General features: G+C 53.1%; 12 protein-coding genes. All 12 read left to right on the forward strand.

Annotated elements, in window-relative coordinates; all coding sequences use genetic code 11:
* The first annotated feature begins 71 nt into the window (after positions 1-71).
* The 12 genes from frr to rnhB all read left to right on the forward strand — a co-directional run bounded on the left by frr (position 72) and on the right by rnhB (position 12,287).
* Positions 72-629, forward strand: coding sequence for a ribosome recycling factor (frr, locus tag L362_RS00875; protein WP_008501909.1), 558 nt, complete (start codon positions 72-74; stop codon positions 627-629).
* Positions 630-722: 93 nt separating this feature from the next.
* Positions 723-1,922, forward strand: a complete 1,200-nt coding sequence (gene ispC, locus L362_RS00870) for a 1-deoxy-D-xylulose-5-phosphate reductoisomerase (protein WP_023345459.1) — start codon at positions 723-725, stop codon at positions 1,920-1,922.
* A 186-nt stretch (positions 1,923-2,108) separates the two neighbouring features.
* Positions 2,109-2,867: a (2E,6E)-farnesyl-diphosphate-specific ditrans,polycis-undecaprenyl-diphosphate synthase gene (gene ispU, locus L362_RS00865; RefSeq protein WP_021240487.1), complete on the forward strand. Its 759-nt coding sequence runs from the start codon at positions 2,109-2,111 to the stop codon at positions 2,865-2,867.
* 12 nt (positions 2,868-2,879) lie between these two features.
* Positions 2,880-3,737: a phosphatidate cytidylyltransferase gene (gene cdsA, locus L362_RS00860; protein WP_008501906.1), complete on the forward strand. Its 858-nt coding sequence runs from the start codon at positions 2,880-2,882 to the stop codon at positions 3,735-3,737.
* 11 nt (positions 3,738-3,748) lie between these two features.
* Entirely contained in the window at positions 3,749-5,101 is a 1,353-nt protein-coding gene (rseP, locus tag L362_RS00855) for a sigma E protease regulator RseP (protein WP_008501905.1), read from the forward strand.
* Positions 5,102-5,132: 31 nt separating this feature from the next.
* Entirely contained in the window at positions 5,133-7,550 is a 2,418-nt protein-coding gene (bamA, locus tag L362_RS00850; RefSeq protein ID WP_008501904.1) for an outer membrane protein assembly factor BamA, read from the forward strand.
* Positions 7,551-7,672: 122 nt separating this feature from the next.
* Entirely contained in the window at positions 7,673-8,167 is a 495-nt protein-coding gene (gene skp, locus L362_RS00845) for a molecular chaperone Skp (RefSeq protein WP_008501902.1), read from the forward strand.
* A 3-nt stretch (positions 8,168-8,170) separates the two neighbouring features.
* Positions 8,171-9,196 carry a UDP-3-O-(3-hydroxymyristoyl)glucosamine N-acyltransferase gene (gene lpxD, locus L362_RS00840; protein ID WP_023345460.1) on the forward strand — a complete coding sequence of 342 codons (1,026 nt, stop codon included), beginning with the start codon at positions 8,171-8,173 and terminating at the stop codon, positions 9,194-9,196.
* A gap of 102 nt (positions 9,197-9,298) precedes the next feature.
* Positions 9,299-9,754, forward strand: a complete 456-nt coding sequence (gene fabZ, locus L362_RS00835; RefSeq protein ID WP_010426706.1) for a 3-hydroxyacyl-ACP dehydratase FabZ — start codon at positions 9,299-9,301, stop codon at positions 9,752-9,754.
* A gap of 3 nt (positions 9,755-9,757) precedes the next feature.
* Entirely contained in the window at positions 9,758-10,546 is a 789-nt protein-coding gene (lpxA, locus tag L362_RS00830; protein ID WP_008501899.1) for an acyl-ACP--UDP-N-acetylglucosamine O-acyltransferase, read from the forward strand.
* Positions 10,546-11,694 carry a lipid-A-disaccharide synthase gene (gene lpxB, locus L362_RS00825; protein ID WP_023293232.1) on the forward strand — a complete coding sequence of 383 codons (1,149 nt, stop codon included), beginning with the start codon at positions 10,546-10,548 and terminating at the stop codon, positions 11,692-11,694. The genes lpxA and lpxB overlap by 1 nt, the downstream gene beginning before the upstream one ends.
* Positions 11,691-12,287 (forward strand): ribonuclease HII, encoded by a 597-nt coding sequence (gene rnhB, locus L362_RS00820; protein WP_008501897.1) that lies wholly within the window; start codon positions 11,691-11,693, stop codon positions 12,285-12,287. Before lpxB ends, rnhB begins: the two co-directional genes overlap by 4 nt.
* The last annotated feature ends 27 nt before the right edge of the window (positions 12,288-12,314 follow it).

A 12,314-nucleotide genomic window follows, 5' to 3' on the forward strand; every position in this document is an offset into this window, starting at 1 on the left:
TATACTTAGCACACCTGTAGCGCTGTGCTGGCGGATAGTCTGCCTGAGACAAGTTTTCAAGGATTCGTAACGTGATTAACGACATCAGAAAAGATGCTGAAGTACGCATGGAAAAATGCGTAGAAGCGTTCAAAACCCAAATCAGCAAAATCCGTACTGGCCGTGCTTCCCCAAGCCTGCTGGATGGCATCATCGTCGAGTACTACGGTACGCCAACCCCTCTGCGTCAGCTGGCGAGCGTGACGGTAGAAGATACCCGTACGCTGAAAATCAACGTATTCGATCGTTCTATGGGCCCGGCGGTTGAGAAAGCGATCATGGCGTCTGACCTCGGTCTGAACCCAAGCTCTGCGGGGGCTGACATCCGCGTTCCACTGCCACCGCTGACCGAAGAGCGTCGTAAAGACCTGATCAAAGTGGTACGTGGCGAAGCTGAGCAGGGTCGTGTATCCGTGCGTAACGTCCGTCGCGACGCGAATGATAAAGTCAAAGCGCTGCTGAAAGAAAAAGAGATCAGTGAAGATGACGATCGTCGTTCTCAGGACGACATTCAGAAAATGACTGACGCTGCCATCAAGAAAATTGATGCGGCGCTGGCAGATAAAGAAGCGGAACTGATGCAGTTCTGATTTCTGTCGTACACTGATAAACGCCGTTCAGAGGGACTTTGGGTCTTGCTGGCGGCGTTTTGCTTTTATCTGGTCTAACTTTTCGGGCATCTCATGAAGCATTTAACACTCCTTGGCTCAACCGGCTCTATTGGTTGCAGCACTCTCGACGTTGTTCGCCATAATCCTGAACTTTACACCGTGACAGCGCTGGTGGCCGGTAAGAATGTGCAGCGAATGGTTGAGCAGTGCCTGGAGTTTACGCCCCGCTATGCGGTGATGGATGACGAAGAGAGAGCGCGCCTGCTGAAAGCACAGCTGCTTGAGAAGGGCAGTCGAACCGAGGTGCTGAGTGGCCAACAGGCGGCCTGCGAGATGGCGGCGCTGGATGAGGTGGATCAGGTGATGGCGGCCATTGTCGGGGCGGCAGGATTATTGCCGACGCTTGCCGCGATTGATGCCGGTAAGGACGTTCTGCTGGCCAATAAAGAGTCGCTGGTCACCTGCGGACGCCTGTTCATGGAGGCGGTGAAGCAGCGCGGCGCGCGTCTTTTGCCCGTCGACAGCGAGCACAACGCGATTTTTCAGAGTTTACCGCAACCTTTTCAACAGAACCTGGGGTACGCTGACCTGGAGCAGAATGGCGTCGTGTCGATTCTGCTTACCGGGTCTGGTGGCCCGTTCCGTGAAACGCCACTGTCTGAACTGCGTGCGATGACGCCGGATCAGGCGTGCCGTCATCCGAACTGGTCAATGGGGCGTAAAATCTCCGTTGACTCTGCCACCATGATGAACAAAGGTCTGGAATACATTGAAGCGCGCTGGCTGTTTAATGCGTCAGCGAAACAGATGGAAGTACTGATTCACCCGCAATCGGTGATTCATTCGATGGTGCGTTATCAGGATGGCAGCGTGCTGGCGCAGCTGGGCGAACCGGATATGCGTACGCCGATTGCCCATTCCATGGCGTGGCCGAATCGAGTGAAGTCCGGCGTGAAGCCGCTTGATTTCTGCAAGCTAAGTTCCCTGACGTTCAGTGAACCAGACTACGACCGCTACCCTTGTCTGAAGCTTGCAATGACGGCCTTTGACCAGGGGCAGGCGGCGACAACGGCACTGAATGCAGCCAATGAAATTACCGTTGAAGCATTTCTGAATCAGCAAATTCGTTTTACCGATATTGCGGCGTTAAATTTATCGGTACTGGAGATGATGGATTTGCGCGAACCACAGAGCGTGGAAGAGGTGCTAACGGTGGATGCAGCTGCGCGTAATATTGCGCGCCAACAGGTGACACGTCTCGCAAGCTGGTGATAAAGCAACCACTAGTCGTCGTGCTATTTGTTAGCGTTGGGCTTCAGTGATATAGTCTGCGCCACCTGATCGCAGGTATTTGACTTTACGTGGTCAGGTGAGCCGTGGTTTGACACGGCTTTTTTATGTATCGGCTTCAGTATTCCTGAGTACCGTTAAATCCTTTTCAGGGACAAAAAACGCGTTATGTTGTCTGCGAATCAACCAATAAGCGAAAACTTGCCAGCTCATGGCTGCCGTCATGTAGCAATCATTATGGATGGCAATGGCCGCTGGGCGAAAAGACAAGGGAAGATACGAGCCTTTGGGCATAAAGCTGGGGCGAAATCCGTTCGCCGCGCCGTTTCTTTTGCCGCCAATAACGGCATTGATGCGTTAACGCTCTATGCTTTTAGCAGTGAAAACTGGAATCGACCGCTGCAGGAAGTGACTGCGTTGATGGAATTGTTTGTGTGGGCGCTAGACAGCGAAGTAAAAAGCCTGCACCGCCACAACGTCCGCCTGCGTATCATTGGCGATACCAGTCGTTTTAACTCACGTTTGCAGGAACGGATTCGTAAAGCAGAGGCGCTGACTGAAAATAATACCGGTCTGACGCTGAATATTGCGGCGAATTACGGCGGACGCTGGGATATTATCCAGGGCGTTCGGCATCTCGCCGAACAGGTTCAGGAAGGGCTGTTGAGACCCGACCAAATTGATGAAGAAGCGCTGAGCAAGCAAATCTGCATGAATGAACTGGCACCTGTGGATTTAGTAATTAGGACAGGGGGAGAACATCGCATAAGTAACTTTTTGATATGGCAAATTGCCTATGCCGAACTTTACTTTACAGATGTTCTTTGGCCCGATTTTGATGAACAAGACTTTGAAGGTGCGCTGCATGCCTTTGCCAATCGAGAGCGTCGTTTCGGCGGCACCGAGCCTGGTGGCGACAACGCCTGATGGGGGTAGCTTTTGCTGAAGTATCGCCTGATTTCCGCTTTTGTATTAATACCCATTGTCATTGCGGCGCTGTTTTTACTGCCCCCGGTGGGATTCGCTATTGTTACGCTGGTGGTGTGCATGCTCGCCGCGTGGGAATGGGGACAGTTTAGCGGCTTTACCTCGCGTACGCAGCGAGTATGGCTTGCGGTACTTTGTGGCTTTATTCTGGCCGTAATGCTGTTCACGTTGCCTGAATATCATCATGATATTCATCAGCCTCTGGTGGCTGGTTCCTTGTGGATATCGTTGGCCTGGTGGGTTGCCGCGCTGTTGCTGGTGCTGTTTTATCCCGGCTCCGCGGCGTTGTGGCGTCATTCAAAAGTGCTGCGACTGATTTTTGGTTTGCTCACTATTATTCCTTTTTTCTGGGGTATGGTTGCGCTGCGCGCCTGGCACTACGACGAAAACCACTACAGCGGTGCGATCTGGCTGCTTTATGTGATGATTCTCGTCTGGGGGGCTGACTCCGGGGCCTATATGTTTGGTAAACTGTTTGGCAAACATAAGCTGGCACCGAAGGTTTCTCCGGGCAAAACCTGGCAAGGATTTATCGGCGGTTTGTTTACGGCCGCGATCATCTCCTGGGGCTACGGCGTCTGGGCGAATCTTGAAGTGGCACCATCAATACTGCTGGTGTGCTCGATTTTTGCTGCGCTTGCCTCCGTGCTCGGTGATTTAACCGAAAGTATGTTCAAGCGTGAAGCAGGGATTAAGGACAGTGGACACCTGATTCCAGGGCATGGCGGTATACTGGATCGCATTGATAGCCTGACAGCGGCTGTTCCAGTGTTTGCGTGTTTGCTTTTACTGGTATTCGGGACGATTTAACGGAAGGTTTTATGCTGAGCATTCTCTGGAATCTGGCGGCGTTCATAGTTGCACTGGGTGTACTGATTACCGTGCATGAATTTGGCCATTTCTGGGTTGCTCGCCGCTGTGGCGTGCGCGTAGAGCGATTTTCCATCGGTTTTGGTAAATCACTCTGGACGCGCACCGACCGCCACGGTACGCAATTTGTCATCGCCCTTATCCCGCTGGGCGGCTACGTCAAAATGCTCGACGAACGCGTCGAGCCTGTCGCGCCTGAACTGCGACACAGCGCATTCAACAATAAAACCGTTGGACAACGCGCCGCCATCATCGCTGCCGGACCGGTAGCCAACTTCATCTTTGCAATTTTCGCTTACTGGCTGGTGTTTATCATCGGCGTCCCTGGCGTGCGTCCGGTAGTAGGTGACATTGCCCCCAACTCCATCGCGGCGAGTGCGCAAATTACATCCGGGATGGAACTTAAAGCGATTGATGGCATCGAAACCCCTGATTGGGATGCCGTGCGACTGCAGCTGGTTGCTAAAATTGGCGATCCGCAGACCACCATCAGCGTATCGCCATTTGGGTCAGACGCCCGTCAGGACAAAGTGCTCGATTTACGTCAATGGCGTTTCGAGCCAGACAAAGAGGATCCCGTCGCTGCGCTGGGCATTCGTCCGCGCGGCGCGCAGATCGAGCCGGTATTAGCCGAAGTACAGGCAAACTCGGCGGCGAGCAAAGCGGGTTTGCAAGCAGGCGACAGGATCGTTAAAGTCGATGGTCAACCATTAACAGAGTGGATGACCTTTGTTACTCTGGTGCGCGATAATCCGGGTACGTCTCTCGCGCTGGAAGTTGAAAGGCAGGGCAGTCCGCTTTCGCTGACGCTGATCCCGGATACGAAGTCGGTCGGCAAGAAGGCAGAAGGGTTTGCAGGCGTTGTGCCAAAAGTGATCCCGCTGCCAGATGAGTACAAGACAATACGCCAGTATGGGCCGTTCAGCGCCATCCTTGAAGCCACGGATAAAACATGGCAACTGATGAAGCTGACGGTCAACATGTTGGGGAAATTGATAACCGGTGATGTGAAACTGAACAACCTCAGTGGGCCAATTTCGATTGCCCAGGGGGCTGGGATGTCAGCGGAATTCGGGGTGATTTACTATCTCATGTTCCTCGCGCTCATTAGCGTGAACCTTGGGATAATCAACCTGTTCCCGCTTCCCGTTTTAGACGGGGGTCATCTGCTGTTTTTAGCGATTGAAAAGCTAAAAGGCGGGCCGGTATCCGAGCGAGTTCAAGACTTTAGTTATCGCATTGGCTCGATTTTGCTGGTGCTGTTAATGGGGCTTGCACTTTTCAATGATTTCTCTCGGTTGTAAGAGAGTTAGTTAGGAAGAACGCATAATAACGATGGCGATGAAAAAGTTGCTCATAGCGTCGCTGCTGTTTAGCAGCGCCACCGTATACGGTGCTGACGGGTTCGTAGTGAAAGACATTCATTTCGAAGGCCTTCAGCGTGTCGCCGTTGGTGCGGCCCTCCTCAGTATGCCTGTGCGCCCCGGCGATACGGTTAATGATGATGATATCAGTAATACCATCCGTGCTCTGTTTGCCACCGGCAACTTCGAGGATGTCCGCGTCCTGCGTGATGGTGATACCCTGCTGGTACAGGTAAAAGAACGTCCAACGATCGCCAGTATCACTTTCTCCGGCAACAAGTCGGTGAAAGATGACATGCTCAAGCAAAACCTTGAAGCATCCGGTGTTCGTGTGGGTGAGTCTCTGGACCGCACAACCCTTTCAGACATTGAAAAAGGTCTGGAAGACTTCTACTACAGCGTCGGTAAATACAGCGCCAGCGTGAAAGCGGTTGTGACTCCGCTGCCGCGTAACCGTGTTGACCTGAAGCTGGTCTTCCAAGAAGGTGTCTCTGCGAAGATCCAGCAGATCAACATTGTGGGTAACCACGCGTTCAGCACCGACGAACTGATCTCCACCTTCCAGCTGCGCGATGAAGTGCCGTGGTGGAACGTGGTGGGCGATCGCAAATACCAGAAACAGAAACTGGCGGGCGACCTTGAAACCCTGCGCAGCTACTATCTGGATCGTGGTTACGCGCGTTTCAACATCGACTCGACGCAGGTGAGCCTGACGCCGGACAAGAAAGGCATCTACATTACGATCAACATCACGGAAGGCGATCAGTACAAGCTTTCGGGTGTTGAGGTGAGTGGTAACCTGGCGGGGCATTCTGCTGAAATCGAATCGCTGACCAAAATTCAGCCAGGCGATCTCTATAGCGGATCCAAAGTCACCAAAATGGAAGACAGCATTAAGAAGCTGCTCGGCCGCTATGGTTATGCCTATCCGCGCGTACAGACTCAGCCGGAAATCAATGACGCGGATAAAACCGTTAAGCTGCACGTGAATGTTGACGCGGGTAACCGTTTCTACGTGCGTAAGATCCGCTTCGTCGGTAACGACACCTCCAAAGACTCCGTTCTGCGTCGCGAAATGCGTCAGATGGAAGGCGCATGGTTAGGTAGCGATCTCGTTGATCAGGGTAAAGAGCGTCTGAACCGTCTGGGCTATTTTGAAACGGTTGATACTGATACCCAGCGCGTACCGGGCAGCCCGGATCAGGTTGATGTCGTTTATAAAGTGAAAGAGCGTAACACCGGTAGCTTTAACTTTGGTGTGGGCTACGGTACTGAAAGCGGCGTCAGCTTCCAGGTTGGCGTGCAGCAGGATAACTGGCTGGGTACGGGTTACTCTGTCGGAATTAACGGTACCAAAAACGACTACCAGACCTACTCTGAGTTCTCTGTAACGAACCCATACTTCACCGTTGACGGTGTGAGCCTGGGCGGTCGTATCTTCTACAACGACTTTAAAGCCGACGATGCGGATCTGTCCTCCTACACCAACAAGAGTTACGGTGTGGACGGTACGCTTGGCTTCCCGATTAACGAATACAACACCCTGCGAGCGGGCTTAGGTTACGTGCATAACGACCTGTCCAATATGCAACCGCAGGTGGCCATGTGGCGTTACCTGGATTCTATTGGCCAGTCGGCGAGCAAAAACAGCGATAACAACGGTTTCGCTGCAGATGACTTCACCTTCAACTACGGCTGGACCTATAACCGTCTCGACCGTGGTTACTTCCCAACGGAAGGTTCTCGCGTCAACCTGAACGGTAAAGTTACCGTCCCGGGTTCCGATAACGAGTTCTATAAGGTGACGCTGGATACTGCGTCCTACTTCCCGATCGATGACGATCACAAGTGGGTGGTTCTGGGTCGTACCCGTTGGGGCTATGGTGATGGTTTAGGCGGCAAAGAGATGCCGTTCTATGAAAACTTCTATGCCGGTGGTTCCAGTACCGTTCGTGGCTTCCAGTCCAACAACATTGGTCCGAAAGCGGTTTACTACGGCGGGAACGACAAAGATAACTGCGATAAGTCTTCCTCATCAGAAGTCTGTAGTTCTGATGACGCAGTCGGCGGTAACGCTATGGCCGTTGCCAGTCTGGAGTTCATCACGCCAACGCCGTTTATTAGTGATAAATATGCGAACTCCGTCCGTACATCCTTCTTCTGGGATGCGGGTACGGTGTGGGATACCAACTGGGAGAACACTGCCCAGATGCGTGCAGCTGGCGTTCCTGACTACAGCGATCCGAGCAATATTCGCATGTCTGCCGGTATCGCATTACAATGGATGTCACCGCTGGGGCCGTTGGTCTTCTCTTACGCCCAGCCGTTTAAGAAATATGATGGAGACAAAGCGGAGCAATTCCAGTTTAACATTGGTAAAACCTGGTAATAATCCGCTGCAAAGGAATGCGTTGGCAGTGTAGCGCTGACAACTGGCGATCGGTAAAACGGTCGCCTTGCCACGCAAAGAACGGTACCTTCTGGTGCCAATGGGATGGTAAGGAGTTAATTGTGAAAAAGTGGTTATTAGCTGCAGGTCTCGGTTTAGCGATGGCAACTTCTGCTCAGGCAGCAGACAAAATTGCAATCGTCAACATGGGTAATTTGTTCCAGCAGGTTGCACAGAAAACAGGTGTTTCTGCGACTCTGGAAAACGAATTCAAAGGCCGTGCAAGCGAACTGCAGGGTATGGAAAACGATCTTCAGTCCAAAATGCAGCGTCTGCAGCGTGATGGTTCTACCATGAAGGCAAGCGACCGCAGCAAGCTGGAAAAAGACGTAATGGCTCAGCGCCAGGCGTTCTCCCAGAAAGCGCAGGCTTTCGAGCAGGATCGTCAGCGTCGTTCTAACGAAGAACGCGGCAAGCTGGTGACTCGCATTCAGACCGCTGTTAAAGCAGTGGCTGCCGATCAGAGCATCGATCTGGTTGTTGATGCGAACGCCGTCGCTTTCAACAGCAAAGATGTTAAAGACATCACTGCTGACGTTCTGAAACAGGTTAAATAAGTAATGCCTTCAATTCGACTGGCTGATTTAGCTCAGCAGTTGGATGCAGAATTACACGGTGATGGCGATATCGTCATCACCGCTGTTGCGTCCATGCAATCTGCTAAAGCTGGCACGATTACCTTCATGGTAAGCCCTAAGTACCGTGAGCAACTGGCTCAATGCCAGGCGTCAGCTGTTGTTCTGACGCAGGACGATCTTCCATTTGCCACTGTAAGCGCGCTGGTAGTGAAAAACCCCTACCTGACGTATGCACGCATGGCTCAAATTCTTGATACCACGCCGCAACCGGCCCAGAACATTGCTGCCAGCGCAGCGATAGATGAGACGGCCAGGCTGGGTAACAACGTCGCCGTTGGGGCGAATGCGGTTATCGAATCCGGCGTTGTGCTGGGCGATAACGTCGTCATTGGCCCGGGTTGCTTCGTTGGGAAAAATACGAAAATCGGCGCCGGGACCCGTTTATGGGCGAATGTGTCCGTATACCATGACGTTGAAATTGGCGAAAACTGCCTCGTCCAGTCCAGCACCGTGATTGGTTCTGATGGCTTTGGTTACGCTAACGATCGCGGTAACTGGGTTAAGATCCCGCAGCTTGGTCGCGTTATTATTGGCGATCGCGTGGAGATCGGCGCCTGTACCACCATTGACCGTGGCGCGCTTGACGACACGATCATTGGCAATGGTGTTATCATCGATAACCAGTGCCAGATTGCGCATAACGTTGTGATTGGCGACAATACCGCGGTTGCGGGTGGCGTCATCATGGCGGGCAGCCTGAAAATTGGCCGTTATTGCATGATTGGCGGTGCGAGCGTGATTAATGGCCATATGGAAATCTGCGACAAGGTAACCGTGACGGGAATGGGCATGGTAATGCGTCCTATCACTGAACCTGGCGTCTATTCCTCCGGCATTCCGCTCCAGCCCAACAAGGTATGGCGTAAAACAGCAGCTCTGGTGATGAACATTGATGATATGAGCAAGCGCCTCAAGTCTCTTGAGCGCAAGATCGATCAACAAGACTAAGCGTCATCCGTTTAACGCTATTTTTCCCGGCCTGTCGGCTTTCTAATAAACCGGCAGGCCGTGTTATTATTGTTATCAGTACATTTTGACAGGAAGAGTATTTTGACTACTGACACTCATACTCTGCATATTGAAGAGATTTTAGAACTTCTGCCGCACCGCTACCCGTTTCTGCTGGTAGACCGTGTGCTGGATTTTGAAGAAGGTCGTTTTCTGCGCGCAGTGAAAAATGTTTCCGTGAATGAGCCGTTCTTCCAGGGGCACTTCCCTGGTAAACCTATCTTCCCGGGTGTGTTGATTCTGGAAGCGATGGCTCAGGCTACCGGTATTCTGGCGTTTAAAAGCGTCGGTAAACTGGAACCCGGTGAGCTGTATTACTTCGCAGGTATTGACGAAGCGCGCTTTAAGCGCCCTGTCGTGCCTGGTGATCAGATGATCATGGAAGTCACTTTTGAAAAAACGCGTCGTGGCCTGACTCGCTTCAAAGGCGTAGCGCTGGTTGACGGTAAAGTTGTTTGCGAAGCGACGATGATGTGTGCTCGTAGCCGGGAGTCCTGATACGTGATTGATAAATCCGCCTTTATTCATCCTACCGCCATTGTGGAAACGGGTGCCATCGTTGGTGCTAACGCCCACATTGGCCCGTTTTGTATTGTTGGACCCCATGTCGAAATTGGTGAGGGTACAGTACTGAAATCTCACGTTGTGGTGAATGGTCACACGACCATTGGCTGCAATAACGAGATCTATCAGTTCGCCTCCATCGGCGAAGTTAACCAGGATCTGAAATATGCTGGTGAGTCGACCCGTGTGGAAATCGGCGATCGTAACCGTATTCGCGAAAGCGTCACCATTCATCGTGGAACAGTACAGGGTGGTGGGTTGACGAAGGTGGGCAGCGATAACCTGTTTATGGTGAATGCGCATATCGCGCACGACTGTACCGTGGGTGACCGCTGTATCCTTGCCAACAATGCCACGCTGGCAGGACACGTATCAGTTGATGACTTCGCAATTATTGGCGGCATGACCGCAGTCCATCAGTTCTGCATCATTGGTGCGCACGTGATGGTCGGCGGATGCTCCGGTGTGGCGCAGGACGTCCCACCGTATGTGATTGCGCAGGGCAACCATGCCACGCCGTTTGGCGTGAACATCGAAGGCCTCAAGCGTCGTGGTTTTAGTCGCGAAGCGATTACTGCCATCCGCAACGCGTACAAACTGCTGTACCGTAGCGGTAAAACGCTGGAAGAGGCGAAGCCGGAAATTGCCGAACTGGCGAAAAAGCACCCGGAAGTGGACGCGTTCATGGAGTTCTTTGACCGTTCAACAAGGGGTCTGATTCGTTAATGGTCGACAGTCGTCCGCTTACGATAGCCCTGGTCGCCGGAGAAACCTCCGGCGATATTCTTGGTGCTGGTCTCATCCGTGCGCTTAAGGCACGCGTACCCAATGCTCGCTTTGTCGGTGTTGCTGGCCCGCTGATGCAGGCCGAAGGCTGTGAAGCCTGGTATGAAATGGAAGAGCTGGCCGTGATGGGGATCGTTGAGGTGCTGGGACGGTTACGCCGTTTGCTGCACATCCGTGCCGACCTCACCCGCCGCTTTACCGAACTCAAACCCGATGTGTTTGTCGGTATCGATGCACCTGATTTCAACATTACCCTCGAAGGGAACCTGAAAAAGCAGGGCATTAAAACGATTCACTATGTCAGTCCGTCCGTCTGGGCGTGGCGACAGAAACGCGTTTTCAAAATCGGACGGTCCACCCACCTGGTGCTGGCTTTCCTGCCTTTCGAAAAAGCGTTTTACGACAGATTTAATGTTCCGTGCCGTTTTATCGGTCATACCATGGCGGATGCGATGCCACTGGATCCGGATAAAAACGCGGCGCGCGACGCGCTGGGCATCCCGCATGATGTGCACTGTCTGGCCTTACTGCCAGGCAGCCGTGGCGCAGAAGTTGAGATGCTGAGCGCCGATTTTCTTAAGACTGCGCAAATTCTTCGCCAGACCTATCCCGATCTTGAAGTGGTCGTGCCGCTGGTGAATGCCAAACGCCGCGAGCAGTTTGAGCGCATCAAAGCTGACGTCGCCCCGGATCTTCACGTCCGTCTTCTGGACGGGCAGGGGCGGGAAGCGATGTATGCGAGCGATGCCGCACTGCTGGCCTCCGGCACGGCGGCGCTGGAGTGTATGCTGGCGAAATGCCCGATGGTGGTCGGTTACCGCATGAAGCCGTTTACCTTCTGGCTGGCAAAACGTCTGGTGAAAACAGATTACGTCTCCCTGCCAAACCTGCTTGCGGGTCGCGAGCTGGTGAAAGAGCTCTTGCAGGATGAATGCCAGCCACAGGCGCTGGCGGAGGCCCTGCTGCCGCTGCTCGCCAACGGTAAAACCAGCCACCAGATGCACGATACCTTCCGCGAACTGCATCAACTGATCCGCTGTAATGCTGATGAGCAAGCGGCCGATGCGGTGCTGGAGTTAGCAAAATGATGGAATTTGTTTATCCTCACACCCACCTTGTGGCGGGTGTGGACGAAGTGGGTCGTGGTCCGTTAGTGGGAGCCGTGGTGACCGCTGCGGTGATCCTCGATCCGGCTCGGCCGATCGTCGGGCTGAACGACTCAAAAAAATTGTCTGAAAAGCGCCGGCTGGCGCTGTTTAGTGAGATTCAGGAGAAAGCGCTGGCCTGGAGCCTCGGGCGCGCTGAACCGCATGAGATAGACGAGCTGAATATTTTGCATGCCACGATGCTGGCGATGCAGCGTGCGGTGGCGGGGCTGAAAATTTCCCCTGAATATGTCCTGATTGACGGCAACCGCTGTCCGGCATTGCCCATGCCTTCAATGGCAGTGGTCAAAGGCGATAGCCGGGTCGCAGAAATTAGCGCAGCTTCTATTATTGCCAAAGTGACACGCGACGCCGAAATGGCCGCGCTGGATCTCACTTACCCTCAGTATGGTTTCGCCCAGCATAAGGGATATCCCACACCTTTCCACCTGGAGAGGCTGGCTGAACATGGCGCAACCGAACACCATCGGCGCAGTTTTGGCCCGGTAAAACGCGCCCTGGGACGGGTGTCCTGAATCATTACGCAAGCAATTAAGTAACGC

The organism is Enterobacter sp. MGH 16, assembly GCF_000493175.1.
Lineage (GTDB): Bacteria > Pseudomonadota > Gammaproteobacteria > Enterobacterales > Enterobacteriaceae > Enterobacter > Enterobacter roggenkampii.

Excerpts from the sequence above, each read along its gene's own strand:
- ispC (WP_023345459.1), top strand. The coding sequence starts at position 723 with ATGAAGCATTTAACACTCCTTGGCTCAACCGGCTCTATTGGTTGCAGC.
- ispU (WP_021240487.1), top strand. The coding sequence starts at position 2,109 with ATGTTGTCTGCGAATCAACCAATAAGCGAAAACTTGCCAGCTCATGGC.
- rseP (WP_008501905.1), top strand. The coding sequence starts at position 3,749 with ATGCTGAGCATTCTCTGGAATCTGGCGGCGTTCATAGTTGCACTGGGT.
- bamA (WP_008501904.1), top strand. The coding sequence starts at position 5,133 with ATGGCGATGAAAAAGTTGCTCATAGCGTCGCTGCTGTTTAGCAGCGCC.
- lpxD (WP_023345460.1), top strand. The coding sequence starts at position 8,171 with ATGCCTTCAATTCGACTGGCTGATTTAGCTCAGCAGTTGGATGCAGAA.
- lpxB (WP_023293232.1), top strand. The coding sequence starts at position 10,546 with ATGGTCGACAGTCGTCCGCTTACGATAGCCCTGGTCGCCGGAGAAACC.
- rnhB (WP_008501897.1), top strand. The coding sequence starts at position 11,691 with ATGATGGAATTTGTTTATCCTCACACCCACCTTGTGGCGGGTGTGGAC.